The organism is Streptomyces canus 299MFChir4.1, from assembly GCF_000383615.1.
GTDB lineage: Bacteria > Actinomycetota > Actinomycetes > Streptomycetales > Streptomycetaceae > Streptomyces > Streptomyces canus_C.
The window spans coordinates 49,057-74,682 of record NZ_KB911606.1 but is presented as its reverse complement, the minus strand read 5'-3'; the positions used below and the strand labels follow the sequence as shown (position 1 = coordinate 74,682).

The window sequence follows — 25,626 nt, the reverse complement described above, 5'->3', positions numbered from 1 at the left end:
TCGGTCAGCGGAGCGGGGTTCCGTCCTCGCTCAGCTGCATCTGCGGTCGCCCCGTCACCAGCAGCCAGGCCGGCAGGGAGGCGATGCACAGCAGCGCGAGGATCGCGGGCGAGGCCACCAGTACGGCGGCCGTGAACAGGCTCACCCAGGCCTGTCGGGTGACGGCGAGCAACACGCCCAGCACCCCGGCCGACACGCCGAGGGCCGGGTGTACGGCGTCCACGAGCGCGTGGGCGCACAGTCCGAAGGCGACGCCGACGAACACGGCGGGGAAGATCCGGCCGCCCCGGAAACCGCAGGAGGCCGCGACGAGCAGCGCCACGAGCTTCACCACCGCCATGGTGGCGAACTGTCCGGCCGACCAGCCGGTCGGGTCGGCCGCCAGCTCGTCGATCTCGTCGAGCCCCTTGAAGAGCGTCAGCCGGCCGCCGACGGCCGCGAGCAGCCCCAGTACGAGCCCGCCGACGGGCAGCATCAGCATCGGATGCCTGAGCCGCGCGAACGCGCCGTGGACGTACGGGAAGGCCACCACGGCCGCCATGCCGAGCAGCGCGGCGGCCGACGCGATCACCAGCACCGCCAGCAGATCGCCCCAGCCGGGCCGCCCGAACGCGGGCAGACCCAGGTCGAAGCTCGGACGGGCCAGCAGAGTGGTCGTCAGCGCACCGGTCGCGGCCGCCAGCAGCGGCCCGAAGACGCTGTCCCACAGCGCGCCCCTGAGCTGCCGTCCGGCCAGCGCCTCGGAGATCACCAGCGCCGCCGCCACCGGCGTCCCGAACAGCGCGCCGATCGTCGCCGCCTCCGCCAGCGCCGGCCACAGCCCGCGTGGCATCCGCGGGATCAGCCGGCACCCCAGCCAGAAGGCGAGCCCCACGTTCACCGCGATGATCGGGTTCTCGGGGCCCAGGCTCGGCCCGCCCGCGAGCATCAGCGCGGTGGCCAGCAGGAGGCCCGGCAGCACGGCGGGCGGCAGCACGGGAGCGTCAAGGCCGGTGGTCGCCGGATCCGGTCCTGCGTGCCCGGGGACCTTCCACACCACCAGACCCACGGCCACCCCGGTCGCGGTGAGCATGACCAGCATCCACAGCACGGAGTACCGGCCCACGCCCAGTGCGTCCGGCAGGTTGCGCCACAGCACGTGCTGGAGCTCCTCGGCTGCCGCGCTCACCCCGAGCAGCACCAGACTCGCGACCACCCCGACGACGAGAGCGGGGAGGATCAACGGCACCAGCGAGCGCGCCGGGGTCGCCGGGGCGGCGGATGCCTGCTGCGCGGTGTCCTGGGCCACGAGTTCACGATAAGCGGGCAAAACGGTCATGACATTCCGGGAGAACCCACTTGCACCTCACGTGGCGTGAGGAGCCACCGTGGAGCGCGTACCAAGAAGGGAGCGGACGAAGTGAGCTATTCCGTGGGACAGGTCGCGGGCTTCGCCGGCGTGACGGTGCGCACGCTGCACCACTACGACGACATCGGCCTGCTCGTCCCGAGCGAGCGCAGCCACGCGGGCCACCGGCGCTACAGCGACGCCGACCTCGACCGGCTGCAGCAGATCCTGTTCTACCGCGAGCTCGGCTTCCCGCTCGACGAGGTCGCCGCCCTGCTCGACGACCCGGCCGCGGACCCGCGCGCGCACCTGCGCCGCCAGCACGAGCTGCTGACCGCCCGGATCGAGAAACTGCAGAAGATGGCGGCGGCCGTGGAGCACGCCATGGAGGCACGCACGATGGGGATCAGTCTCACGCCGGAGGAGAAGTTCGAGGTGTTCGGGGACAAGGACCCCGAGCAGTACGCGGAGGAGGCGGAACAGCGCTGGGGCGGCACGGACATCTACGCCGAGTCGCAGCGCCGCGCGGCCCGCTACACGAAGGACGACTGGAAGCGCATCACCGCCGCGGTGAAGGACTGGGAGGAGCGCTACACGGCCCTGATGGCCGCCGGTGAGCCCCCGGCCGGGGAGCGCGCCATGGACCTGGCCGAGGAACACCGCCGGCACATCGGGACGTGGTACTTCGAATGCCCGTACGAGATGCACACGTGCCTCGCCGAGACGTACGTCTCCGACGAACGATTCAAGGCGTACTACGACTCGATGCACGAGGGCCTGGCCGCGCACCTCAAGGACGCGATCCTCGGCAACGCGGCCCGGCACACCGAGTGACGTCCTGGCCCGGGAGTGACCCGGGATCCCGTACGGGTCACTCCCGGGCCAGGACCACCGCCGTCCCGTAGGCGCACACCTCCGTGCCGACGTCCGCCGCCTCGGTCACGTCGAAGCGGAACATCAGCACGGCGTTCGCCCCACGCGCGCGTGCCTGCTCGACGAGCCGTTCCATGGCCTGGTTGCGGGTCTGCACCAGCGTTTTGGTGAGCCCCTTGAGCTCGCCGCCGACCATCGACTTCAGCCCGGCGCCGATCTGGCTGCCGATGTGCCGGGAGCGCACGGTCAACCCGAAGACCTCGCCCAGCACCTCCTGGACCCGGTGACCGGGCACGTCGTTCGTGGTCACCACGAGAACGTCGGGCCGAGGCCCCTGGCCGCCGCCGTATTCGTCAATACCCATGGCTCACAGCTTTGTCCCAGACGGAGCACAGTGCATCCTGGGGACCCCCATGGAACCTGGGCCACCGCGGTTGCGTTGATACTTGAGGGCAGCCAGTCCCAGCCCCGATCCCCACACGCAGGAGCCACAATCCCGTGACCACGCTCGCGCTCGGCCCCGAGTGGCTCAGCCCCGACTATCTGATCGAGACGTTCAGCCTCCCCGGAATCCTGCTGATCGTCTTCGCCGAGTCGGGCCTCTTCGCGTTCCTGCCGGGCGACTCCCTGCTGTTCACGGCGGGTCTCTTCGTGGCCGAGGGGCATCTCATCAGCCAGCCGCTGTGGCTGGTGTGCGCGCTCATCGTGCTCGCGGCCGTCCTCGGTGACCAGGTCGGCTACATGATCGGCAAGTTCTTCGGCCCGAGGCTCTTCAGCCGCCCCAACTCCAAGCTCTTCAAGCAGGAGAACCTGGAGAAGGCCCACGAGTTCATGGAGAAGTTCGGCCCCAAGGCGATCGTCCTGGCCCGCTTCGTGCCGATCGTGCGGACCTTCGCCCCCATCGTGGCGGGCGCCGGCCGAATGAAGTACCGCACCTTCCTGACGTACAACCTCATCGGCGGCGTGGCCTGGGGCACCGGCGTCACCCTCGCCGGCTACTGGCTCGGCCAGATCGACGTCATCAAGAAGAACGTCGAGGCGATCCTGGTCCTGATCGTCCTGGTCTCGGTGGTCCCGATCCTCATCGAGTACCTGCGCGAGCGCTCCAAGAGGAAGCGGGCGGCCGCGCAGGCCCCGCCGCAGCAGCCGTACCAGCCCATGGACGACGCGACGACCCAGCTGCGCCGCATCCCGTCCGACGACGAGCAGCAGCCTCCCCACTCCCCGCAGCAGCACAACGGCTACGACCAGTACTACGGCCAGCAGCAACAGCAGCCCTACGCCCAGCAGCCGCAGCAACAGCAGCCCTACGCCCAGCAGTACCCGCAGGGTTACGGCAATCAGCAGTACGGCGAGCAGAACCAGCAGTACGGGCAGCAGAACCAGCAGTACGGGCAGCAGAACCCGTACAACCAGGGGTACTGACAGCCACCGGGACGGGGGTCAGAATCCGCGCGTCCGCTTGGCGGCCCGCCGCTTCCCCGCGGAACCGACCCTCAGGAACAGCCGGGAGATCTCGGACCCGAGGTTGACCCCGATGGCGATGGCCATGGCCAGAGCCGCCGCCTTCGACAGCGACACCAGCCCCTCGTCGACCTGGTTCCCGGCGATCGACAACAACCCGAAGTAGGTCGCGGAACCCGGCAGCAGGGGCCCGATCGCCGCGGTCGTGTACGGCAGCGCGGAGGCGAACCGGTACCGGGACAGCAGCTGCCCGAACAGGCCGACCAGCCCCGCCGCCACCGCCGTGGAGGCGACCGGGGAGAACTCGCCGGTGTCGTGCATCGCGCCGTACACGCACCACGCGACACCGCCGTTCAGGGTGACGGCCAGCACGGTGGATCGTTCCTGCTGCAACAGCACCGCGAACGTCAGCGACAGCAGCATCGACGCCGCGATCTGCCACAGCGGCCGCGGATCCGTCGACAGCGCCTCGTCGGGATTGAGATGAGCCCCCAGCTGCACCCCGACGTAGAGCATCACCAGCACGCCCACCACGATGCCCACGAAGAAGTACATGACCTCCAGGAGCCGGGCCGACGCGGTGATGTAGAAGCCGGTCAGACCGTCCTGGACGCCCGCCACCAGCGCCCGCCCGGGCAGCAGCGCGAACAGCCCACCGGTGATGACCGCGGACGCCTTCACGTCCACATGGGCCAGCGTCAGCGCGATCCCGATCGCGGCGGGCGGCATCGCGGCGACCGTGAACTGGTAGAACTCCGGCAGCCCGCGCCCCGCGCACAGCCAGGCCAGCCGGTCGCCGAGCATCGCGCCCAGCATGGCCGCGACGAAGACGAGCAGGTCACCGCCGACCAGCACGGAGGCCGCGCCCGCGAGCAGCCCGCTCGCCGAGGTGAGCACCCAGGTCGGATACGGGTGCCGGTTGCGGCGGATCTCCGCGAGCCGCCGGTAGGCGTCCTCCAGGGAGATGGCCGTCTCGGGGTCGGTGAGGTCGTCCACGAGCCGGAACACGGCCGCGAGGCGCGTGTAGTCGGTGCCGCGCCGCCGCACCGTCCTGGAGGCCGTCACGGGGTCGTCCACGAGCGACGGCTGGTACGAGATCGACAGCAGCGTGAAGGTCACCCCCGGCTCGCAGCGGTCCAGGCCGTAGGACCGGCAGACGGCGAACATCGCCGCCTCCACGTCCTCCGCGCCCTCACCGCCCGCCAGCAGCAACTCCCCGATACGCAGCGTCAGGTCGAGCACGCGCGGGACGGCCGGACCGGCGTCGTCCTCGGACTTCTGCACCGGCTCCGGCGCGGGCCGCTCGGCCACCGGCATCCGCAGCATCGTGCGCATCCGGTCCTGCCAGGGCAGGTCCTTGGTGAGACTGACCACCGGTATGCCGGTCGGCGGGGTGAACGCGGGCGGCGCGTCCTTCGCGCTGTAGGTGCGGGGCGTACTGAACGCCGACTTCTCCGGCTCCACGGCCGACGGCTGCGGAACGTCCAGCCCCTTCGGCAGCGCGAACTCCGACGTGGTCTCCGGCTCACCGCCGACGGTTCTCGGCACGGCGAGCCCGTCGGGAACGGCGAACTCGGACGTGATCTCGGAGTCGTAGAAACTCCTGGCCTCGTCCGACTGCGGCTTGCGGTGCTCCGCCTCCGTCACTCCGTAACGCTCCCTGAACGACACATTCCGTAGGCCTCAGTATGCGCGGGCGCACGAACGGGCCGCACGCGTGCGCGTGCGGCCCGTCCGGGGCACAGGGCTCAGTGGCCGCCCTGGTCCTTGAAGCGCTTGTAGGACCGCTCGATCTCGGCCTCGGCGTCGACACGGCCGACCCAGTCGGCGCCCTCGACGGACTTGCCGGGCTCCAGGTCCTTGTAGACCTCGAAGAAGTGCTGGATCTCCAGGCGGTCGAACTCGGAGACGTGGTGGATGTCGCGCAGGTGCTCCACGCGCGGGTCCGTCGCCGGGACGCACAGCAGCTTGTCGTCGCCGCCGGCCTCGTCCGTCATCCGGAACATGCCGATCGCACGGCACTTGATGAGGCAGCCCGGGAACGTCGGCTCGTCAAGAATGACCAGCGCGTCCAGCGGGTCGCCGTCCTCGCCGAGGGTGTTCTCGACGAATCCGTAGTCGGTCGGGTAGGCGGTCGAGGTGAAGAGTCGACGGTCCAGGCGGATCCGACCGGTCTCGTGGTCCACCTCGTACTTGTTCCGCGAACCCTTCGGGATCTCGATCGTGACGTCGAACTCCACCGGTGGCTCCTCCATGATCAACACATAGTTCTGGTGGTTAAGTGTCCCTCACGCAGGTGTGTGATCGCGAAAGGGGCTGTTGGTCGTGCCTGAACTGAGGCCTTGGCGGGACGCGGGACCGCGGGTGACGCGGATCGCGAACGCCGTACGACCGCGTCTGGCACGCGCCGCGGACGCCGTACGTCCAGGACTGACCCGGGCCACGGACACCGTACGGCCGTATCTCGCACGGACCGCCGCCGCCGTGAAACCGCAGGTCACACGGTTTGCCGGGATGACCCGGCCGAAGACCGTCAAGACCTGGCAGTACACCGCGGGCGCCGCCGGCGCCGGTCTGGCGCTGGCCGCCACCGTGGTGACCGCCGCCGGTCCGTGGGACTCCTCGGGTCAGCGTACGGCCGAGCGGGACCGGGCGGTCGCGCTCGAACGGACGGGTGGCACAGATCACGCGGGTGATTCCGGTACGACGGCCACGGGGCCGCGCCCCGCCCCGAGCGCCGCGTCCGTGCTCGTCGGACTGGGCGGCGGGACCAACACGGTGAAGTCCGGCCCCACCGGAAAAGCCCTGGCCGCCGTCCTCGGCCCGCTCCTCGGCAACACCGCGCTCGGCACCCGCCACACGGCGGCCGTCGTGGACGTCGCCAGCGGCAGGCGGCTCTACGGCGCGGGCGCCGGCACGGCGCTGATCCCCGCCTCCACCACGAAGATCGCCACCGCCGTCGCCGCCCTGTCCGCCCTCGGCGCCGACCACCGCCTCACCACCCGCACGGCCCTGGAACCCGACACCAGGGAACTCGTCCTCGTCGGCGGCGGCGACCCCACGCTCACCGCCCGTGCGGACGCCGGAGGCTGGGCGAGCCTGCGCGAACTGGCCCACGAGACCGCCGCGGCCCTCAAGAAGCGCGACATCACGGCCGTCACGCTCTCCTACGACAAGACCCTCTACGCGGGTTCCGAGATCCACCCGATCGGGGTCAACGACAACCTCGCCCCCGTCAGCGCGCTGATGGCGGACGAGGCCCGCACCGACGACTCCGTGAGGGGCCCCGTCGCGCGTGTGAGCGACCCGGCGTTGGACGCCACCCGCACGTTCGCGCGGTTCCTCGCGGCGGACGGCGTCAAGACGACGTCCCCCGGCCCCTCCAAGGCGACCGGCCGCGCCGAGAACCTCGCCGAGGTGTCCTCACCGCCCCTGTCCGCCCTGGTCGAACGCATGCTGACCAACAGCGACAACGACATCGCCGAGGCCCTCGCCCGCCAGACCGCCGTGGCGGACCGCCGGCGCGCCGACTTCGAGGGCGGCGGCACCGCCATCCGCGACCGGCTGAGAAAGCTCGGACTCCCGCTGGCCGGCGCGCAGTTCCACGACGGCAGCGGACTCGACCGCGCAGACCGGCTCACGGCGAATCTGCTGACCGCCCTGCTGGTGAAGGCGGGCGACCCGGCCCGGCCGGAGCTGCGCCCCGTCCTCACCGGCCTTCCGGTGGCGGGCTTCACCGGCACTCTGACCAGCCGTTACACGGACGGCGCGGCAGGCGTCGTACGGGCCAAGACGGGCACCCTGACCGGGGTGAACACCCTGGCCGGGACAGTCGTCGACCAGGAAGGCCGACTGCTGGCCTTCGCGTTCCTGGCCAAGGACACGACGGACCCGGGGGCGGCGCAGAGCGCGCTCGACCGCACGGCCTCGGCACTGGCGGCCTGCGGCTGCGGCTGACCCGGCGTCCGCCTTGCCCTCCCGCGCGGCCTGCCCCAAGCGGGACCGCTCACGTACGGTTGACGCATGACGAGCATCGGTGGTGCCGAGATGGTCGACTGGAATCTCGCGGTGGCGACCGCGACCCGGCTCGTACGGCCGGGCCCCGACGTGAGCCGCGACGAGGCCAGGGCCGTCGTCGCGGAACTGCGCCGGCACGCCAAGGCCTCGGAGGAACACGTCCGGGGCTTCACCCGGATGGGGACGGAAGGCGTCCACGACACTCCCGTCCTCGTCGTCGACCGACCCGGCTGGATCCGGGCGAACGTCGCCGGGTTCAGGGAGATCCTCAAGCCCCTCCTGGAGAAGATGCAGGAGCGGCGCGGCAACACCCCGGGCGGCGCGGTCCTCGGCGCCGTCGGCGGCAAGGTGACCGGCGTCGAACTCGGGATGCTGCTGTCGTTCCTGTCCTCGCGCGTCCTCGGCCAGTACGAGACCTTCGCCCCGGCCACCCGCGAACTCCCGGCGGGCGAGAACGGCGGCGGCCGACTCCTTCTGGTCGCCCCGAACATCGTGCACGTGGAGCGCGAACTCGACGTCCAGCCCCACGACTTCCGCCTGTGGGTGTGTCTGCACGAGGAGACGCACCGTACCCAGTTCACGGCCGTGCCCTGGCTGCGCGACCACCTGGAGGGCGAAATCCAGTCGTTCCTGGGGGAGACCGAGGTCGACCCCATGACCGTTCTGGAGCGCATCAGGGAGGCCGCCCAGTCGCTGGCCGGCGGCCGGCCCGAGGGCGAGGTGGACGACGACGGGGGGCGCTCCCTCGTGGAGATCGTGCAGACGCCCGCCCAGCGGGAGATCCTCGGCCGGCTCACCGCCGTGATGTCCCTCCTGGAGGGCCACGCCGACTTCGTCATGGACGGAGTGGGCCCAGAGGTCGTGCCGAGCGTCGCCGAGATCCGCGAGAAGTTCCAGCAGCGGCGGGCCAAGGGCGCCTCCCGGCTGGACATGGCCCTGCGCAAGCTGCTCGGCCTGGACGCCAAACTCCGGCAGTACCGCGACGGCGAGCGCTTCGTGCGGGCCGTCGTCGACCAGGTCGGCATGGACGGCTTCAACCGCGTGTGGACCTCACCCAACACCCTCCCGACCAAGACGGAGATCGCCAAACCGGCGGACTGGGTCGCGCGGGTGCACCGCAAGGCCGAGTCGTGAACCGTGTACGGACGTCGTGAGAGGAATTCGGCCGACGGCAGGCGAACGCCCCTTCAATCACCCGTCCGAGGGACCGTGAGCGATGGGTAGGCGTGCAATGCTCGGGGAACGGCCCGGTTCTGTCACCATCTACACACTCTGCGTGACCGAATCTCGGGCTCACCCCCGAAAACTTCATGAAGGGAACCGGACATGGGTCCCCATCCTGCGGTCGCGGCGATACGCCTGGCGGTCCGCCGCGTCCTCCACGACATCCTCAACGACCTGCACGTCTCTGACGGCCGGCACGCTCCTGCCGAGCAGGGCCCGCACGAGCGCCCGCCGTCGCCGCTCGTCCTCGTGGCCTGCTCCGGCGGCGCCGACTCCATGGCCCTCGCCTCCGCCCTCGCCTTCGAGGCACCCAAACTCGGCCTCCGCGCCGGCGGCGTGACCGTCGACCACGGCCTCCAGCCCGGCTCCGACCTGCGCGCCGAGGAAGTCGTCCTCAGGCTGCGCGAACTGGGCCTGGACCCCGTCGAGTCCACCGCCGTGACCGTCGGCCGCGAAGGCGGACCCGAGGCCGCCGCGCGAGACGCCCGCTACGCCGCCCTCGACGCCGCGGCCGAACGCCAGGGCGCGATCGCCGTCCTGCTCGGCCACACCCGCGACGACCAGGCCGAGACCGTCCTGCTCGGCCTCGCCCGCGGCTCCGGAATCCGCTCGCTGTCCGGCATGGCCGCCGTCTCCGGCGGCCCGGGGGCCGCCCGCCGTTACCGCCGCCCCTTCCTGGGACTCGACCGGCAGACCGCCCGCAAGGCCTGCATGGTCCAGTCCCTGCCCGTGTGGGACGACCCGCACAACACCGACCCCGCCTACACGCGCTCCCGGCTGCGCCACGAAGGTCTGCCCGCCCTGGAGAAGGCCCTCGGCAAAGGAGTCGTCGAGGCTCTCGCGCGCACGGCCCAGCTCTCCCGCGACGACGCCGACGCCCTCGACACCTGGGCCCGCCAGGCCGAGGCCTCCGTACGCGACGCGGCAGGCCTCCTGGAGTGCGCCAAGCTCTACGCGCTGCCGCCCGCCGTGCGCCGCCGCATCCTGCGCCAGGCGGCCATCGAGGCCGGCGCCCCGGCCGGATCCCTGTTCGCCCGCCACATCGAGGAAGTCGACCGGCTGATCACCGGCTGGCGCGGCCAGGGGGTCATCAATCTCCCGGGCAAGGTCGTGGCCCAGCGGCAGGGTGGCAGACTGGTGATTCGGCAAGGCTGAACCCCTGCTCCCTCCGGGGGCGGCGGGCGGCTGGTGTGACGACCGAAAGTGATGCGGGTGGACGCGAAAGACATGGGTGCCGACCTCAAAGAGGTACTCATCACCAAGGAAGAGATCGACGCGAAGCTCGTGGAGCTCGCCGCGAAGATCGACGCGGAGTACGCGGGCAAGGACCTGCTGATCGTCGGCGTCCTCAAGGGCGCGGTGATGGTCATGGCCGACCTCGCCCGGGCGCTGTCCACCCCCGTCACCATGGACTGGATGGCCGTGTCGTCCTACGGCGCGGGCACCCAGTCCTCCGGCGTGGTGCGGATCCTCAAGGACCTCGACACCGACATCAAGGGCAGGCACGTCCTGATCGTCGAGGACATCATCGACTCCGGCCTGACGCTGTCCTGGCTGCTGTCGAACCTGGGCTCGCGCGAGCCGGAGTCGCTCAAGGTGTGCACCCTGCTGCGCAAGCCGGACGCCGCCAAGGTCGCCATCGACGTGGAGTGGGTGGGCTTCGACATCCCCAACGAGTTCGTCGTGGGTTACGGTCTCGACTACGCCGAGAAGTACCGCAACCTCCCGTTCGTCGGTACGCTCGCGCCCCACGTCTACGGCGGCTGAGCCAGACGGCTCAAGCCCTGTAAGACGATCGGGAACCCCAGCGGGTCTCGCGCCGTTGGAGCATGCAGACGGGTTCGTGCAGCCCTCCCGTGCGGCTTCGGCCCACAATGCTGGGGTACCGTCAGAAGAACTGTCTTATCAAACTCACTATGGCAGGAGGGACGGGGCGGCTCCGCTCCGTATGGATGGACGTGAAGCGATACTTCCGTGGGCCGGTCATGTGGATCGTGCTGGCCGTCCTTGCCGTGGTCGTGTTGATGCAGGTCGTCGGCTCGTCCGGCGGCTACAAGACGGTGGACACCGGCCAGGTCGTCCAGGCGATCAATGACAACAAGGTCGAATCAGCCAAGCTCACCACCGGCGACGAGCAGACCATCAAGGTCTCGCTCAAGGACGGCGAAAAGGTCGAGGGCAGCTCGAAGATCCAGGCGAGCTACATCGGCGACCAGGGCGTGACCATCGCCAACACGCTGCAGACCAAGTTCCAGGACAAGCAGATCCCCGACGGGTACACCGTTTCGCCGACGAAGCAGAACGCCTTCGTCGGGATCCTGCTCTCCCTGCTCCCCTTCGTCCTCATCGTGGTCGTCTTCCTGTTCCTGATGAATCAGATGCAGGGCGGCGGCTCCCGGGTCATGAACTTCGGGAAGTCCAAGGCGAAGCTCATCACCAAGGACACCCCGAAGACGACGTTCTCGGACGTCGCCGGCTCGGACGAGGCCGTCGAGGAGCTCCAGGAGATCAAGGAGTTCCTCCAGGAACCGGCGAAGTTCCAGGCAGTCGGGGCAAAGATCCCCAAGGGCGTACTGCTGTACGGCCCTCCCGGCACCGGCAAGACCCTGCTCGCGCGCGCCGTCGCGGGCGAGGCCGGTGTCCCCTTCTACTCGATCTCCGGTTCCGACTTCGTCGAGATGTTCGTCGGTGTCGGTGCCTCCCGAGTGCGTGACCTGTTCGAGCAGGCCAAGGCGAACGCCCCGGCGATCGTCTTCGTCGACGAGATCGACGCGGTCGGCCGCCATCGCGGCGCCGGCCTCGGCGGTGGTCACGACGAGCGCGAGCAGACGCTGAACCAGCTGCTCGTCGAGATGGACGGCTTCGACGTCAAGGGCGGCGTGATCCTCATCGCCGCGACGAACCGGCCCGACATCCTCGACCCGGCTCTTCTGCGCCCCGGCCGCTTCGACCGCCAGATCGCGGTCGACCGTCCGGACATGCAGGGCCGTCTGGAGATCCTCAAGGTCCACCAGAAGGGCAAGCCGGTCGCGCCCGACGTCGACCTGTCGGCCGTCGCGCGTCGCACGCCGGGCTTCACCGGCGCGGACCTGTCGAACGTGCTGAACGAAGCGGCGCTCCTCACGGCGCGCAGCAACCAGAAGCTCATCGACAACCACATGCTCGACGAGGCGATCGACCGTGTGGTGGCGGGCCCGCAGAAGCGGACCCGGATCATGTCGGACAAGGAGAAGAAGATCACCGCGTACCACGAGGGCGGACACGCCCTGGTCGCGGCGGCTTCCCCGAACTCCGACCCGGTCCACAAGATCACGATCCTCTCGAGAGGCCGTGCTCTGGGCTACACCATGGTCCTGCCGGACGAGGACAAGTACTCGACCACGCGCAACGAGATGCTGGACCAGCTGGCCTACATGCTGGGCGGCCGCGCTGCCGAGGAACTGGTCTTCCACGACCCGACCACCGGCGCTGCGAACGACATCGAGAAGGCCACCGCAACGGCCCGCGCGATGGTCACCCAGTACGGCATGACCGAGCGTCTCGGCGCCATCAAGTTCGGTGGCGACAACACCGAGCCGTTCCTGGGCCGGGAGATGTCGCACCCGCGTGACTACTCGGAAGAGGTCGCCGCGCTGGTCGACGAGGAGGTCAAGAAGCTCATCGAGACGGCGCACAACGAGGCCTGGGAGATCCTGGTCGAGAACCGCGACGTCCTCGACCAGCTGGTGCTCCAGCTGCTGGAGAAGGAGACGCTGAACAAGGAGCAGATCGCCGAGATCTTCGCTCCCATCGTCAAGCGTCCCCCGCGGCCGGCCTGGACCGGCTCCTCCCGCCGCACCCCCTCCACCCGTCCGCCGGTGCTCTCCCCCAAGGAGCTCGCACTGACGAACGGCGCCAACGGCGCGACCCCGGCGATCTCCACCGCCAAGGCCACCGCGTCGGAGCAGGCCACGGAGGCCGTTCCCGAGGAGCGACCCGAGAGCTGACGCTCACCCGTCCCGCCCCGGTGACCTCACCGGGCCCGGAATGGATGCCGCGCCCCCCAGGTTTTAGCCTGGGGGGCCGCGGCGTTTTTCGGCCGTGTGGACTCTAGGAACGAGGCACAAGAATGACCGATCCCGTGACGCTGGACGGCGACGGCTCCATCGGCGACTTCGACGAGAAGCGCGCCGAGAACGCCGTACGCGAGCTGCTGATCGCGGTCGGGGAGGACCCGGACCGCGAGGGGCTCCGGGAGACGCCGGGGCGGGTGGCGCGGGCGTACAAGGAGATATTCGCGGGGCTGTGGCAGAAGCCCGAGGATGTGCTGACCACGACGTTCGACCTGGGCCATGACGAGATGGTGCTGGTGAAGGACATCGAGGTGTACTCGACCTGTGAGCATCATCTCGTGCCGTTCCGGGGCGTCGCCCATGTCGGCTACATTCCGGCCACCACCGGCAAGATCACGGGACTGTCCAAGCTGGCCCGGCTCGTGGACGTCTACGCCCGGCGGCCGCAGGTGCAGGAACGACTCACCACGCAGATCGCGGACTCCCTGATGGAGATCCTGGAGCCGCGCGGAGTGATCGTCGTCGTGGAGTGCGAGCACATGTGCATGTCGATGCGGGGCATCCGCAAGCCCGGTGCCAAGACGCTCACCTCGGCCGTACGCGGTCAGCTGCGGGACGCGGCGACGCGGAACGAGGCGATGAGCCTGATCATGGCGCGGTGACGCGGGGCTTCTTCACATCCCTGTCCTCCACGCCTCCATCCTTCACGCCGTCGACGTAGCCCCTGTGTTCCGGTCGTCGTCCTCCGGCAGTTTGCACACCCGCTCCAGGAAGATCGCCGCCGCTATCACCGCGATGCCCGCGAGGACCGAGAAGCCGGCATAGATGGCCTGGTCGCGTCGGGCGGGGATGTCGAGGGACTCCAGGAGGAGGACGCCGGTGCCGGCGTACATGCCGGAGACGAGGGCGGCGACCAGGGCGCTGGCCTGGCCGAACACGACCGCGCGGGCCGCCATCAGGGGGTCGACGCCCTTCGCCTCGGGGACGCGCTCGCGCTGGGCCTTGAGGCGGGCGCGCAGGGAGAGCGCCGTGGCCACGAGGACCACGGCGATCAGAGCGAGGACGATGGGGGCGGCCAGCGGGACGCTGGGCAGGGTCCCGATCGAGTTCCACAGACGGGCGCCCGCCCAGGACAGGATCCCGGACACGGCGAAGACGCCTGCCAGCAGCCTGATGCGCAGCTCTCTCACGGTGCCCCTTCAGCTCCCCCGAGGTCCTTGGGCGATCCCACGGACAGTGGTCGTCTTGACCTTAACGGCTATTCGGGCAGCCGGAGTTCCAGGTCCTTGCGTGCTTCCACGCCGTTTCGCGTGACCGTGTCGAGGAGGGCGGCGACCGGGCCGCGGCCGGGCAACTGGGCCTCGGGGTCCACGTCGTGCCAGGGGACGAGCACGAACGCGCGCTCGTGGGCACGCGGGTGGGGCAGGGTGAGGACCGGATCGTCGGAGACCACGTCGGCGTACGCGACGATGTCGACGTCGAGGGTGCGCGGGCCCCAGCGCTCGTCCCGCACCCGGTTGAAGGCCTCCTCGACCGCGTGGGCCCGCTCCAGCAGGGAGGACGGGGGGAGCGTGGTCTTCAGCACGACGACCGCGTTGAAGTACGAGGGCTGGCTGTCGGCGGCCACGCCCCACGGTTCCGTCTCGTAGACCGGGGAGACGGCCTTGACGCGGACGCCGGGCGTGTCCTCCAGGGCGTCGATGGCCCCCTGGAGGGTCTCCAGGCGGTTGCCGAGGTTGGAACCGAGGGAGAGCACGGCGCGCTTCGGGTTGTGGAGGGTGGTGTCGGCGGCGTCCACCTGCTGCACGACGGAGGCGGGCACCGGCTGTACGGTCGGGTCGCTGTGACCCGCGGCGAAGGACGCGGTCATACTCGGCTCCGGGTGATGGTGACGGTCACGTCGTCGAAGGGCACAGTGATCGGCGCGTCGGGTTTGTGGACCCTGACCTCGACCTCCTCTACCCGCTCGTGCTTCAGACAGACCTGGGCGATGCGTTCGGCGAGCGTCTCGATGAGGTCGACGGGCTCGCCCTGGACGACGGCCACGACCTCCTCCGCCACGATGCCGTAGTGCACGGTCTTCGTCAGGTCGTCGTCGGCGGCGGCCGGCCGGGTGTCCAGCCCGAGGACGAGGTCCACGACGAAGGTCTGGCCCTCCCGCCGTTCCTCGGGCAACACACCGTGGTGCCCGCGGGCCTTCAGGCCGCGCAGCGCGACACGATCCACGCGAATCACTCCTGCAATCGTCGGTGACGGCCGGTCCGTACCGTGTGCGGGCGGTACCCCGGCCTCGAACGAATCTACCTGCGAGCACTGACACGACCGGGCCACGGGGGGCGCGGCCGCTGCCGGGGTCCGGAGGTTTCACCGTGTGTTTCCCCTGGGGAACCCGGCGGCTCACGGGTTGGTAGCCGCCCATACCCGGGGGTTCGTGATTCCAACCACTTCTTGGTCCCGATGGGTCCCGATGGGTCCCGACGTGGTCCCGACGGGTTCAGGAAGGCGTTTCCTCGTCCTCGTTCTCGCCGTTCTCGCCGTTCTCGCCGTTCTCGGCCAGCACCGGGGAGGCGTGGTGGGACCACAGCTTCCAGCCCTCGGGGGTGCGGCGGAACACGTTCGTGGCGACCACCAGCTGGCCGACGAGCGGGCCGAGCTCCTCGTCGCCCTCGGGCGCCGGACCGCCGCTGAGGATGTTCTCGGTGCAGGTCACCAGGGCGGTGTCACCGGTGACGGAGACGTGCACGTCCGTGAGGAAGAACTGGATGTAGTCCGTGTTCGCCATGATCAGCGCGTACGACCTCAGGACCTCGCCGCGTCCGGTCAGCACGGGCCAGCCGGGGTGCACGCAGGAGACCACGCCGACGTCCGCCGGGTCGTGGTAGGTCTCGTCGACGCCCAGGTCGGCAGGGGTGAGCCAGAGCGCGGACAGCTCCTCGAAGTCGCCGCGCTCCAGTGCCTCGTAGAAGGCGGTGTTGGCGGCTTCCACCTGCTCCACGTCGGTGTGCGGGGCGCTCACCGGGCTCCTTCCGCGCCGTTGTCCGCGCTGCTCGCGCGGTCGGTGCGCGCTCCTTCCACGGCGCGGGCGACCCGTACCGCGTCGGCCGTGGCGCGCACCTCGTGCACGCGCACCGCCCACGCGCCGGCGTGCGCCGCGAGCGCGGAGACGGCGGCCGTGGCGGCGTCGCGCTCGCGCGCGGGCGGCGGGGCGCCCTCGGGCCCGGCGAGGACACGGCCGAGGAACCGCTTGCGGGAGGCGGCGACGAGCAGGGGGCGGCCGAGGCCGAGGAGGCGGTCGAGATGGGAGAGGAGGACCAGGTCGTGCTCGGCGTCCTTGGAGAAGCCGAGGCCCGGGTCGACGACCAGACGGTCGGGGGAGATGCCGCCCGCGAGGACGGCGTCCACACGCGCGTGGAGCTCGTCGAGGACCTCGGCGACGACGTCGGCGTAGACGCCCCTGACGTTGCCGCCCTCCAGGAAGCCCCGCCAGTGCATGACGACGAAGGGGGCGCCCGCGTCGGCGACGACCGGGATCATCGCGGGGTCGGCGAGGCCGCCGCTGACGTCGTTGACGAGGGACGCGCCGGCGGCGAGGGCCTGCTCGGCGACGGAGGCGCGCATCGTGTCGACGGAGACGGTGACGCCCTCGGAGGCGAGGCCGCGGACGACGGGGACGACGCGCCGGAGCTCCTCGGCCTCGTCGACGCGGGTGGCGCCGGGGCGGGTGGACTCGCCGCCGACGTCGACGAGGTCGGCGCCCTCCTCGACGAGGGCGAGGCCGTGCTTGACGGCGGCCGTCGTGTCGAACCAGCGGCCGCCGTCGGAGAAGGAGTCGGGCGTGACGTTCACGACCCCCATGACCGCGCAGCGGTCCCATTCCGGAAGGCCGGCGACGCGCCCGCGTCCGCTCTGCTTGCTCATGCGTTCAGCCTAGGCCCCGCGTGGAGCCGCGGGACCGCGCGGCCCGGACGGAAGCCCCGGGCTGGAGGAGGGGGGGCTTCCGTCCGGGCCAGTCCCGGAGCGAGCGGTCACGCCGCTCTTACGTCCCGCTCTCCGACCGCGTGGGCACACGTGCGTGCGGTGTGCGAACGGCGGCGCAGGAAGCGCGGCAGCGGGAGGGCCAGGTCGACGAAGCCCTCCGCCTGCATCGCGGCGAAGCCGATGCGCGGGAGGTCGCCGGAGGCCCGGTACACGACGAAGCGGGGCTCCCAGCGGGGCTGGAACTTCGCGTTGAACTTGTACAGGGACTCGATCTGGAACCAGCGGGACAGGAAGACCAGCAGGCCCCGCCAGGCGCGCAGCACCGGCCCCGCGCCGATCTTCTCGCCGCGCGCGAGGGCCGAGCGGAACATCGCGAAGTTCAGCGACACGCGCGTGATGCCGAACTTGGGGGCCGCCTGGAGGGCGGCGACGATCAGCAGTTCGTTCATGCCGGGGTCGGCGGAGCGGTCCCGTCGCATGAGGTCGAGGGAGGCGCCGTCGGTGCCCCACGGCACGAAGTGCAGGATCGCCTTGAGGTCGCCGTACGGGCCGGGCTGGTCGTCGGCCTTGTGGGCGGTGGCGATGAGGCAGTCGCCGTCGGCGAGGTCGCCGATGCGGCCCAGGGCCATCGAGAAGCCGCGCTCGGTGTCCGTGCCGCGCCAGTCGTCGGCGGCCTGCCGCACGCGCTCCAGTTCGGTCTCCCCGAGGTCACGGACGCGCCGTACGCGGGTCTCGTAACCGGCCCGCTCGATGCGCTTGACCATCTGGCGGACATTGCGCATCGCGCGGCCGGCGAGCGAGAAATCCGCGACGTCCACCACCGCCTCGTCGCCCAGTTCGAGGGCGTCCAGGCCGGTCTCACGGGTCCAGACCTCGCCGCCGGTCTCCGAGCAGCCCATGACGGCGGGCGTCCAGGAGTGCGCCTTGGCCTCGTCCATGAACCGCTCGATGGCGCCCGGCCAGGCCTCCACGTCGCCGATCGGGTCGCCACTGGCGAGCATCACACCGGAGACGACCCGGTAGGTCACCGCCGCCTTGCCGCTGGGGGAGAAGACGACGGCCTTGTCGCGGCGCAGCGCGAAGTGGCCGAGCGAGTCGCGGCCGCCGTGCTTGGCGAGGAGCGCCCTGAGACGGGACTCGTCCTCCTCGGTGAGCTGGGCGGCGGGGTGCTCGGGACGGAAGGCGAGGTAGATCGTCGTGATCGCCGTGAGCAGGCCCAGGGCGCCCAGGGAGACGCCGACGGTCCACGAGGTGTCGCCCTGGTAGTCGACCGGGCCCTCGAAGCCGAACAGGCCGTACAGGACGTGCGTGATGCGATCGGCCAGGCTCGGGTCGCCGAGCATGCGGTTCGGGTGGACGCTGACGATGATCAGACCGAGGACGAGGGAACCGGCGCCCATGAGGACGAAGTTGGCGAGCGCGCGCCAGCGGCTGCGCGGGTCGGGCAGTGCCCTGAACTGGTCGCGGTGGCGCAGCAGCGGCGCGAGCAGGGCGAGCGAGATGGCGGCTCCGACGAGTGAGTGCCGGTACGTGAACTGCGCCAGCGCGCCCGCCGGCAGCAGTGCCACGGCCGCCCGCCAGGCCCGGCGCTTGTGGCGCCTGAGGCCGTGGGCGAGCAGCAGCAACAGCACGCCGGTGCTGAGCGAGAGCGCGGCCGCGAACGGGCCGAGCGCGCCGGGCAGCACCTCGGCCATGGTGTGCATACGGCTGTGCCGGAAGCGTGGGAAGACGCCGGCGGCGATGTCCAGAAGCCCTACAAGCGCGCAGGCTCTGGCGACGAGGACGGGGACGGCCTCGGGGCGCGGGCCGTGCAGTGCACGCCGCAGCCGTGTTGATCGGATCGGAACCCCGCCCGACATTTCCTCATCTGTCCTGACAGACATCGCATCCCATGGTTCTGCGAGTGACTTTGGATCCGGAGCCCCGATTCGGGCATCCGGCGACATTGCGCCCTCTAGGACGGTGTCTCGTGAGGAGAGGTTCACTCACCTCCTCAAAGCCGTTTCAAAGGCCGAGGAAAGCGAAAGCAAGCAATGGGTCTCACGAGCAACAACACGCTGGTGCCGGCGGTCCTGGCCGCCGTGGCGCTCTTCGCCGGCACGGTGTGGCTCTGGCCACGGTTGGCGCGCCGCGGCTGGCGGTCCGTCAGCGGCCGGGTCGGGCTGCTGCTCGCGACGCAGCTCATGATCTTCGCGGCGGTGGGACTCGCCGCCAACCAGGCCTTCGGCTTCTACGCCTCCTGGGCCGACCTGTTCGGCCGGGAGACCGATCAGGGCGTGGTGGTCGACCACACCCCGGGCACCCGGTCGAGCGGGCCCCTGAGGGTGACCGAGATCGGGGGCGTGCCCGGAAGGAGCGGCTTTCGGCCGTCATCGGTCGGGCAGGTCCAGAAGGTCGACATCGTCGGGCCCACGTCTCACATCGCGAGTCCCGCGTACGTCTATCTCCCGCCGGAGTATTTCCAGGAGCGCTATCGCACGCGTACCTTCCCCGCGTCCGTCGTGCTCACCGGTTATCCGGGCACCGCGAGAGCGCTGGTGGACAAACTCCACTATCCGCGCACGGCTCTGCAACTCGCCAAGGACGGTCGTATGCAGCCGATGATCCTGGTGATGCTGCGGCCGACGGTCGCGCCGCCGCGCGACACCGAGTGCGCGGACGTTCCGGACGGTCCGCAGACCGAGACGTTCTTCGCGAAGGATCTTCCGGAAGCCGTGACCGCGCACTACAGGGTGGGCAGGGAACAGGGGAGCTGGGGGATCATCGGGGACTCCACGGGCGGATACTGCGCGCTGAAACTCGCCATGCACCATCCCAAGGTATACGCCGCCGGAGCGGGCCTGTCCCCGTACTACAACGCCCCCGTCGACCCCACCACGGGCGACCTCTTCCAGGGCGACAAGAAGCTGCGCGACCGCGCGAACCTGGTGTGGTGCCTCAAGCACCTGCCCGCGCCGGACACCTCACTGCTCGTCAGCAGCAGCAAGGTGGGCGAGAAGAACTACAAGGACACCTTGAAGTTCATAGAGCGGGTGAAGGCGACGGAAACGACACGGATCTCGTCGATCATCCTCGAAAGCGGCGGGCACAACTTCAACACCTGGCGGCGGGAGATCCCGGCGACCTTGGAGTGGGTCAGCGGGCGGCTGAGCGGCCGATGAGCGAGCGGTGCGTGATCGACGAGTGATCAATACGCCGAATTCGGCGGCCGCTCCGATTCCTGATGTCGTGTGAAGGCCTCGGGATGGCTGTGTTTTTACGGGGCGGGGCACCATGGTTCGCCTACTCGCGGTAAGTTTCTGGCCATGCCACGTGGACGTCACCGCCATTCCCCGCCTTTGCACAGGCTGCTGCCGCCGTCGGCGATCGCAGGCGTCTCCCTCGTCTGCGCCTTCGGCCCCTGGGTGTTCTCGCAACAGGCCGTGCTGCGCGTGATAGCCGCGTTCGCCGCGGCGGTCGCGGTCGTCGGGGCGGCCGTCATGCGCCGTTGGGACGCGCAGGCGGGCAAGCAGGTCGCCGACCTCACGCGCGCGCGGGCGAGCGACGAGTGGCGGCACGAGGAGCGGGTCGCCGAACTCGAGACCGATCTCGAGGAGTCGCGGGAGCTGCGCGTCAAGCTGGAGCAGCGGCTGCGGGCGAAGCGCGCGGAGCTGGCGGGCCTGCGCAACGAACACGCGGCGCTGCTGCGGCGGTACGCCACGGCGGAGACCGAGCGGGCGAGCGCCCTGGAGGGCCGCCGGCTGCTGGAGATAGAAGCCGCCCCGGCGCGTGCGCTGCCGTCGGCCGAGCAGGCCGACGCGCAGGCCGTGGCGGTGGCTGCCGAGGACGGGCCGGAGTCCGAGGCGGGGGCCGAGGCCGCGGGGTCCGCGCAGGACGCGAAGGCTTCTGAGGACACGGAGACTGCTGAGGGCACGGAGACTTCTGAGGACACGGACGAGAAGCCGGAGCGGCCCGCGATCTTCTCCCCGGAGGGATCCCGGCTGTTCCTGCGGGCGAACGCGGCGCTGAAGCGGCTCGACGAGGACGGCGAGGGGCCCGTCAAGACGCGGGCGAAGGCCGATCCCAAGGCCGCTCTCAAGACCGAGGCCGACTCCGAGAAGCAGCCGGCGAACACCGGTTCCGCCGCGGCGGACACCGCCGGTACCGAGGCGGAGGCCGCGCAGGAGGACGAGGCGCGGGGGAAGCCCGAGGCGGTCGACGGGCATGAGCGCGCGGCCGCCACCACCACGGCGAGAGCCGCCCAGCCGCAGCAGCAGCCCGCCGGGCACTTCATCGCGCCGACCGCGGTGGCCGTCGTGCCCACGGCTCCCGTGCGACGCCCGCGGGTCGAGGGCGGGTTCGACTTCTTCGGCACGAAGGCCGGGGCCTCGCGGGACGCGCTGGAGGCCGTGCAGAACGAGGACCTCGCCGACGTCGTCGGCCAGGAGGCCCTCGCCCTGCACAAGGCCGAGTCGGAGTCGGACTTCAAGCCGGCCGACGAGGAGTCGCGGGGGATTGGCCAGGTCATCGACCTGACGGCTCACGACGAGACCGAACAGATCGACCTGCAGGGGCTGCGCAGCGCGGTGTCCTGACGGACACACAGGTCGCGCGAAGTCCCCGAGGGGCAGGGCACAAGGCGCGGGGCACGGTCAGACCATCCAGCGGTCGGGCCGTGCCCCTTTCCGTCCCGTCCGCGACCTCTCCGCCTGCGCACCGAGCAGCTCCGCGGCCTCCTGTGCGTCCCTCAGGCGGGCCGTGACGGTCTTGTTCGCTCCCGTGTCCACATGTACGTCGGCGACCCGCCACAGCCGCTCCCAGGGCCCCTGCGTGAGCCGTACGCTCTGGACCTTCGCGTGCGGGACGAGCGCCAGGGTCCGGCGCAGCAGCCCCGTCCGTGAGGCGAACACCGCGTCGGTGACGGCGAGTCCGTGGCCGCGCCACCACAGGGGCAGGCACCGCCGGGCCCGCCGCGGGGGCCGCGACAGCGCCGAGAGCGGCGGCACGGTCACCCCGGGCAGCACGCGCACGACGACCGCCTCGGCGACCTCGCGCGGCGCGACCGGCACCAGAACGGAGTTGGACGACCCGGCCACGTCCAGCTCGACGCGCACCCAGCCGCGCCGCCGCCACAGCAGCGGTTCCACGATCCGTACGGTCTGCACCCGCCCCGGCGGCACCGTCTCGTGGGTGCGGTCCAGGAGACCGTGGTCGATGCGCAGCCCGTCCGGGGACTCGCCCACCGTCCAGTCGTACTCGGTGACGAACCGGCCCACGCTGCTCGCCCCCGCCGCGCCGAACAGCGGTACGGCGGTCGCGAGGACCGTCCACAGGCTGTGGGTGGCCCACCACAGCAGCGGCGGTACGACGAGGGCGGCGACCAGCGCGCCCCAGGTTGCTCCCGTCAGCACGAGGGAGAGGGCGAGATCGCGAGGGGGCGTGCGCATCAGCTCACGCGCCGGTGCCTCGCCGACCTCGTGCGCGGTCTCGGGGGCGAACCCGGCGGCGCGCGCGAGGAGTTCCGCGCGCAACGCCCGCGCCTCGCGCTCCCCGAGGAAGGCCAGCTCATCCTTCTTGTCGGTGCCGACGACATCCAGCCGGAGCTTCGCGACCCCGGCCACGCGTGCGAGGAGCGGCTGGGTGACGTCGATCGCCTGGATCCGCTCCAGCCGGATGTGCGCGGTGCGCCGGAACAACAGGCCGGTCCTTATGCGCAGTTCGGTGTCGGTCACCGCGAAGTGGGTGAACCACCAGGTGAGAAAGCCGTACAGGGCGGCGGCCGGGACGATGACGGCGAGGGCGATCAGCAGGGTGGTGGTCGTCAGCCGGGTCAGCTGGCGCTGCGTCTGGTCGGGGTCGTGCAGGGCCCACCCGATGACGACGGCGACCGGCGCCCACGCCCGCCTGAGCGGCGTTATGGGATGCAGCCGCCGCTCGGCGAGGGGTTCCTTCTCCGGCTTCTCCGCTACGGCGTCGTCGACGCCCGGCGTCGTCACAGGCCCGCCGATCGGGCCTCGCCGAGTTCGGTGAGCCGGTCGCGCAGCCGCTCCGCCTCGGCCGGGTCGAGGCCCGGGATGGTCGCGTCGGTCGCCGCGGCGGCGGTGTGCAGCTGGACGCTGGCCAGCCCGAAGTGCCGCTCCACGGGCCCGGAGGTGACCTCCACCAGCTGCATGCGGCCGTACGGCACGACGGTCTCCTCGCGCCACAGCACACCCCGGCTGATCAGCAGGTCGTCGGCGCGCTCGGCGTAGCGCCAGGAGCGCCAGTTGCGGCCGAGCACCACCCAGCCCCAGCCGGCGAGGGCGAGCGGCAGCAGCGCGAACGCCGCCCACACCGGACCGCACAGCAGCCCGAGCAGCAGCCCCAGGCCCACCGCGAGCAGTCCCAGCCACACCACCAGCAACAGCCGCCGCATCCGCAGCAGCCCCGGCGGCAGCCCGATCCATACCGGTTCGTCGCCCGCGACCCCTGTGTCCTGCCCGCTCCCCGTCTCCATGGGGCCAGCGTACGTAGGAGAGACTGTGTCCATGACTCCTAAGACGGAGACCACGGTCGGCATCGGCGGCGCCGCGGAGAGCACCGACATGGTGCTCAACATCGGACCGCAGCACCCGTCCACCCATGGCGTGCTGCGCCTGAAGCTGGTCCTGGACGGCGAGCGCATCATCAGCGCGGAGCCGGTGATCGGCTACATGCACCGCGGCGCGGAGAAGCTCTTCGAGGCGCGCGACTACCGCCAGATCATCATGCTCGCCAACCGCCACGACTGGCTGTCGGCCTTCTCCAACGAGCTGGGCGTGGTCCTCGCCGTGGAGCGGATGCTCGGGATGGAGGTCCCCACGCGCGCGGTGTGGACGCGCACGCTGCTGGCCGAGCTCAACCGGGTGCTGAACCACCTGATGTTCCTCGGCTCGTATCCGCTGGAGCTCGGCGGCATCACCCCGGTCTTCTACGCGTTCCGGGAGCGGGAGGTCCTCCAGAACGTCATGGAGGAGGTCTCCGGCGGCCGCATGCACTACATGTTCAACCGGGTCGGCGGCCTCAAGGAGGACCTGCCGGCCGGCTGGGCCACGCGCGCGCGTGGCGCCGTCTCCGCCGTGCGCTCGCGCATGGACCGCTTCGACGACCTGGTGCTCGGCAACGAGATCTTCCGGGGACGCACCAGGGACGTGGGCGTCCTCGCCCCGGAGGCCGTCCACGCGTACGGCGTCAGCGGGCCCGTCGCGCGCGCCTCGGGCGTCGACTTCGACCTGCGCCGCGACGAGCCGTACCTCGCCTACGGGGAGCTCCAGGACACCCTGAAGGTGGTGACCCGGGGCGAGGGCGACTGCCTGGCCCGCTTCGAGGTCCTCCTGGAGCAGACCCACAACGCCCTCGACCTCGCCGACGCCTGCCTGGACCGGCTCGCCGAGCTGCCGCCCGGGCCGATCAACCAGCGCCTGCCCAAGGTCCTCAAGGCGCCCGAGGGGCACACGTACGCGTGGACCGAGAACCCGCTCGGCATCAACGGCTACTACCTCGTCAGCAAGGGCGAGAAGACCCCGTACCGGCTGAAGCTGCGCTCGGCCTCGTACAACAACATCCAGGCGCTGGTCGAGCTGCTGCCGGGCACGCTGGTCGCGGACATGGTGGCGATCCTGGGGTCACTGTTCTTCGTGGTCGGGGACATCGACAAGTAGGCCGTCGACGAGCTGGTCGTCGACGAGCAGGCTGTCGACGCCTACGGGCTGGATCAGCCAGCCGAAGTCGCCGAGGCCGCCCGCCGCGGTGAGTTCGGCGGCCTCTCCGGCGCGCGCGAGGGCGCGTACGTACTCGGCGGGTTGTGTGGAGGCCAGCGAGAGCGGGGGGCGTGCGCCCTCGATGCCCAGGGCGCGCAGGGCATCGCGCTGGGTCAGCAGGCGCCCTCCGGGGAGCGCGCACGCGTCCAGCGCCACGTGGGCCGTGAGGTCGCACGACCCGTCCGGCACGGGTGTGCTCTCGCGCCCCTCACGGAAGCCGGTGAGCGTCCCGAACGGGGGGCGCGAGGACGCCGTGTGCGCGTAGTCGACGGCCACCGCGAGCCCCCGGCCGACCGTCGCCACCGCCGACGCCCACGCCTCGTCCCGGGGCAGGCCGATCTCGGCCCGCAGCCCTTCCCCGGCCGGCAGCGGCCACCACCGGTCCAGCCACTCGGCCTCCGCGCCGGCGAGCGGTTCCCCGAGGCGTTCGCGGCCGTCGGGTCGTACGAGAACCCGTCGCGGCAGCCCCGAGGAGTCCGTCTCGGCGATCTCCACGGGTACGTTGTCCAGCCATTCGTTGGCGAACAGCAGCCCGATGATGTCCTTCGGTGGCTCGGACAGCCACTCGATCCGCTGATCGAGAGCGGCGGGGCGGTCGGCGACTTCGACGGCGTACACGCGGGTGCGGGCGTTCACCTCCGCGGGCAGCGCGGCGAGGACGCCGCCGGCCAGCTCGCCCCGCCCCGCGGCCATGTCGACGAAGTCGAGCCGGGCCGGCCGGCCAAGCGCCTCGTCCAGGCGGCACAGCAGCCGGGCCACGGCCTCGGCGAACAGCGGGGAGGCGTGCACGGACGTACGGAAGTGTCCGGCGGGCCCCTCCGGCCTGCGGTAGAAGCCCTCCGGGCCGTAGAGGGCGGCCTCTATGGCGGCCCGCCAGCCGGTCCAGCCGCCGGTCGTGTCATTGGTCACGCCGTCAGGCTAGGCGCACAGGGGA

General features: G+C 71.0%; 24 protein-coding genes. 11 read left to right on the top strand and 13 right to left on the bottom strand.

Annotated features, from left to right (window positions below):
* Positions 1-4: 4 nt before the first annotated feature.
* Positions 5-1,288, bottom strand: a complete 1,284-nt coding sequence (locus tag H293_RS0135565) for an ion channel protein (protein WP_020122582.1) — start codon at positions 1,286-1,288, stop codon at positions 5-7.
* A gap of 111 nt (positions 1,289-1,399) precedes the next feature.
* Between H293_RS0135565 and H293_RS0135560 the strand changes: the two genes are divergently transcribed.
* Positions 1,400-2,161 (top strand): MerR family transcriptional regulator, encoded by a 762-nt coding sequence (locus H293_RS0135560; RefSeq protein ID WP_028808485.1) that lies wholly within the window; start codon positions 1,400-1,402, stop codon positions 2,159-2,161.
* Positions 2,162-2,198: 37 nt separating this feature from the next.
* Here H293_RS0135560 and H293_RS0135555 read toward each other — a convergent pair whose 3' ends face one another.
* Complete coding sequence (locus tag H293_RS0135555; RefSeq protein ID WP_020122580.1) at positions 2,199-2,564, bottom strand: YbjQ family protein; 366 nt, start codon at positions 2,562-2,564, stop codon at positions 2,199-2,201.
* Positions 2,565-2,698: 134 nt separating this feature from the next.
* Between H293_RS0135555 and H293_RS0135550 the strand changes: the two genes are divergently transcribed.
* Positions 2,699-3,625: a DedA family protein gene (locus H293_RS0135550; RefSeq protein WP_020122579.1), complete on the top strand. Its 927-nt coding sequence runs from the start codon at positions 2,699-2,701 to the stop codon at positions 3,623-3,625.
* An 18-nt stretch (positions 3,626-3,643) separates the two neighbouring features.
* On the opposite strand, the gene H293_RS0135545 is transcribed toward H293_RS0135550, so the two are convergent.
* Positions 3,644-5,311: a threonine/serine exporter family protein gene (locus H293_RS0135545; protein ID WP_020122578.1), complete on the bottom strand. Its 1,668-nt coding sequence runs from the start codon at positions 5,309-5,311 to the stop codon at positions 3,644-3,646.
* A gap of 101 nt (positions 5,312-5,412) precedes the next feature.
* Positions 5,413-5,904 (bottom strand): inorganic diphosphatase, encoded by a 492-nt coding sequence (locus H293_RS0135540; protein ID WP_007383738.1) that lies wholly within the window; start codon positions 5,902-5,904, stop codon positions 5,413-5,415.
* Positions 5,905-5,983: 79 nt separating this feature from the next.
* Here H293_RS0135540 and dacB point away from each other — a divergent pair, with 79 nt between their 5' ends.
* The 6 genes from dacB (at position 5,984) to folE (ending at position 13,619) form a co-directional block, all read left to right on the top strand.
* Positions 5,984-7,621 carry a D-alanyl-D-alanine carboxypeptidase/D-alanyl-D-alanine endopeptidase gene (gene dacB / locus H293_RS0135535; RefSeq protein WP_199790236.1) on the top strand — a complete coding sequence of 546 codons (1,638 nt, stop codon included), beginning with the start codon at positions 5,984-5,986 and terminating at the stop codon, positions 7,619-7,621.
* A gap of 66 nt (positions 7,622-7,687) precedes the next feature.
* Positions 7,688-8,815, top strand: coding sequence for a zinc-dependent metalloprotease (locus tag H293_RS0135530; protein WP_020122576.1), 1,128 nt, complete (start codon positions 7,688-7,690; stop codon positions 8,813-8,815).
* Positions 8,816-9,007: 192 nt separating this feature from the next.
* Positions 9,008-10,060, top strand: a complete 1,053-nt coding sequence (gene tilS, locus H293_RS0135525) for a tRNA lysidine(34) synthetase TilS (protein WP_020122575.1) — start codon at positions 9,008-9,010, stop codon at positions 10,058-10,060.
* A gap of 51 nt (positions 10,061-10,111) precedes the next feature.
* The gene (gene hpt, locus H293_RS0135520; protein WP_020122574.1) at positions 10,112-10,672 is read left to right on the top strand and encodes a hypoxanthine phosphoribosyltransferase; all 561 of its coding nucleotides are present in this window, start codon (positions 10,112-10,114) and stop codon (positions 10,670-10,672) included.
* A gap of 185 nt (positions 10,673-10,857) precedes the next feature.
* A complete protein-coding gene (gene ftsH / locus H293_RS0135515; RefSeq protein WP_020122573.1) occupies positions 10,858-12,891 on the top strand; it encodes an ATP-dependent zinc metalloprotease FtsH in 2,034 nt (677 codons plus the stop codon).
* 122 nt (positions 12,892-13,013) lie between these two features.
* Positions 13,014-13,619 (top strand): GTP cyclohydrolase I FolE, encoded by a 606-nt coding sequence (gene folE, locus H293_RS0135510; RefSeq protein WP_020122572.1) that lies wholly within the window; start codon positions 13,014-13,016, stop codon positions 13,617-13,619.
* A 42-nt stretch (positions 13,620-13,661) separates the two neighbouring features.
* Here folE and H293_RS0135505 read toward each other — a convergent pair whose 3' ends face one another.
* The 6 genes from H293_RS0135505 to H293_RS0135480 all read right to left on the bottom strand — a co-directional run bounded on the left by H293_RS0135505 (position 13,662) and on the right by H293_RS0135480 (position 18,794).
* Positions 13,662-14,147: a DUF3180 domain-containing protein gene (locus H293_RS0135505; RefSeq protein ID WP_020122571.1), complete on the bottom strand. Its 486-nt coding sequence runs from the start codon at positions 14,145-14,147 to the stop codon at positions 13,662-13,664.
* A 68-nt stretch (positions 14,148-14,215) separates the two neighbouring features.
* Entirely contained in the window at positions 14,216-14,827 is a 612-nt protein-coding gene (folK, locus tag H293_RS0135500) for a 2-amino-4-hydroxy-6-hydroxymethyldihydropteridine diphosphokinase (protein WP_020122570.1), read from the bottom strand.
* On the bottom strand, positions 14,824-15,183 hold the full coding sequence (gene folB / locus H293_RS0135495) for a dihydroneopterin aldolase (protein ID WP_020122569.1): 360 nt from the start codon (positions 15,181-15,183) through the stop codon (positions 14,824-14,826). Before folB ends, folK begins: the two co-directional genes overlap by 4 nt.
* Positions 15,184-15,451: 268 nt before the next feature.
* A complete protein-coding gene (locus H293_RS0135490) occupies positions 15,452-15,973 on the bottom strand; it encodes a nuclear transport factor 2 family protein (protein WP_020122568.1) in 522 nt (173 codons plus the stop codon).
* On the bottom strand, positions 15,970-16,875 hold the full coding sequence (gene folP / locus H293_RS0135485; RefSeq protein ID WP_020122567.1) for a dihydropteroate synthase: 906 nt from the start codon (positions 16,873-16,875) through the stop codon (positions 15,970-15,972). The genes H293_RS0135490 and folP overlap by 4 nt, the downstream gene beginning before the upstream one ends.
* A 107-nt stretch (positions 16,876-16,982) precedes the next feature.
* Complete coding sequence (locus tag H293_RS0135480) at positions 16,983-18,794, bottom strand: phosphatidylglycerol lysyltransferase domain-containing protein (protein WP_020122566.1); 1,812 nt, start codon at positions 18,792-18,794, stop codon at positions 16,983-16,985.
* Between the two features lie 174 nt (positions 18,795-18,968).
* Between H293_RS0135480 and H293_RS0135475 the strand changes: the two genes are divergently transcribed.
* On the top strand, positions 18,969-20,096 hold the full coding sequence (locus H293_RS0135475; protein ID WP_020122565.1) for an alpha/beta hydrolase: 1,128 nt from the start codon (positions 18,969-18,971) through the stop codon (positions 20,094-20,096).
* 144 nt (positions 20,097-20,240) lie between these two features.
* Positions 20,241-21,509, top strand: coding sequence for a hypothetical protein (locus H293_RS0135470; RefSeq protein ID WP_106968483.1), 1,269 nt, complete (start codon positions 20,241-20,243; stop codon positions 21,507-21,509).
* A gap of 57 nt (positions 21,510-21,566) precedes the next feature.
* Here H293_RS0135470 and H293_RS0135465 read toward each other — a convergent pair whose 3' ends face one another.
* Positions 21,567-22,910, bottom strand: coding sequence for a PH domain-containing protein (locus tag H293_RS0135465; protein ID WP_020122563.1), 1,344 nt, complete (start codon positions 22,908-22,910; stop codon positions 21,567-21,569).
* Complete coding sequence (locus H293_RS0135460; protein ID WP_020122562.1) at positions 22,907-23,410, bottom strand: PH domain-containing protein; 504 nt, start codon at positions 23,408-23,410, stop codon at positions 22,907-22,909. Before H293_RS0135460 ends, H293_RS0135465 begins: the two co-directional genes overlap by 4 nt.
* Positions 23,411-23,441: 31 nt before the next feature.
* Here H293_RS0135460 and H293_RS0135455 point away from each other — a divergent pair, with 31 nt between their 5' ends.
* Positions 23,442-24,593 carry an NADH-quinone oxidoreductase subunit D gene (locus H293_RS0135455; protein WP_020122561.1) on the top strand — a complete coding sequence of 384 codons (1,152 nt, stop codon included), beginning with the start codon at positions 23,442-23,444 and terminating at the stop codon, positions 24,591-24,593.
* Here H293_RS0135455 and H293_RS0135450 read toward each other — a convergent pair.
* Positions 24,558-25,601, bottom strand: a complete 1,044-nt coding sequence (locus tag H293_RS0135450; protein ID WP_020122560.1) for an SAM-dependent methyltransferase — start codon at positions 25,599-25,601, stop codon at positions 24,558-24,560. The genes H293_RS0135455 and H293_RS0135450 overlap by 36 nt on opposite strands.
* Between the last annotated feature and the right edge of the window lie 25 nt (positions 25,602-25,626).

Bases quoted from the DNA above. Each gene is read 5' to 3' on its own strand.
- folP (WP_020122567.1), bottom strand. From the start codon at position 16,875: ATGAGCAAGCAGAGCGGACGCGGGCGCGTCGCCGGCCTTCCGGAATGG.
- H293_RS0135555 (WP_020122580.1), bottom strand. From the start codon at position 2,564: ATGGGTATTGACGAATACGGCGGCGGCCAGGGGCCTCGGCCCGACGTT.
- ftsH (WP_020122573.1), top strand. From the start codon at position 10,858: ATGGACGTGAAGCGATACTTCCGTGGGCCGGTCATGTGGATCGTGCTG.
- folK (WP_020122570.1), bottom strand. From the start codon at position 14,827: ATGACCGCGTCCTTCGCCGCGGGTCACAGCGACCCGACCGTACAGCCG.
- H293_RS0135460 (WP_020122562.1), bottom strand. From the start codon at position 23,410: ATGGAGACGGGGAGCGGGCAGGACACAGGGGTCGCGGGCGACGAACCG.
- hpt (WP_020122574.1), top strand. From the start codon at position 10,112: ATGCGGGTGGACGCGAAAGACATGGGTGCCGACCTCAAAGAGGTACTC.
- H293_RS0135475 (WP_020122565.1), top strand. From the start codon at position 18,969: ATGGGTCTCACGAGCAACAACACGCTGGTGCCGGCGGTCCTGGCCGCC.
- tilS (WP_020122575.1), top strand. From the start codon at position 9,008: ATGGGTCCCCATCCTGCGGTCGCGGCGATACGCCTGGCGGTCCGCCGC.
- H293_RS0135480 (WP_020122566.1), bottom strand. From the start codon at position 18,794: ATGTCGGGCGGGGTTCCGATCCGATCAACACGGCTGCGGCGTGCACTG.
- H293_RS0135455 (WP_020122561.1), top strand. From the start codon at position 23,442: ATGACTCCTAAGACGGAGACCACGGTCGGCATCGGCGGCGCCGCGGAG.
- H293_RS0135470 (WP_106968483.1), top strand. From the start codon at position 20,241: ATGCCACGTGGACGTCACCGCCATTCCCCGCCTTTGCACAGGCTGCTG.
- folE (WP_020122572.1), top strand. From the start codon at position 13,014: ATGACCGATCCCGTGACGCTGGACGGCGACGGCTCCATCGGCGACTTC.
- H293_RS0135530 (WP_020122576.1), top strand. From the start codon at position 7,688: ATGACGAGCATCGGTGGTGCCGAGATGGTCGACTGGAATCTCGCGGTG.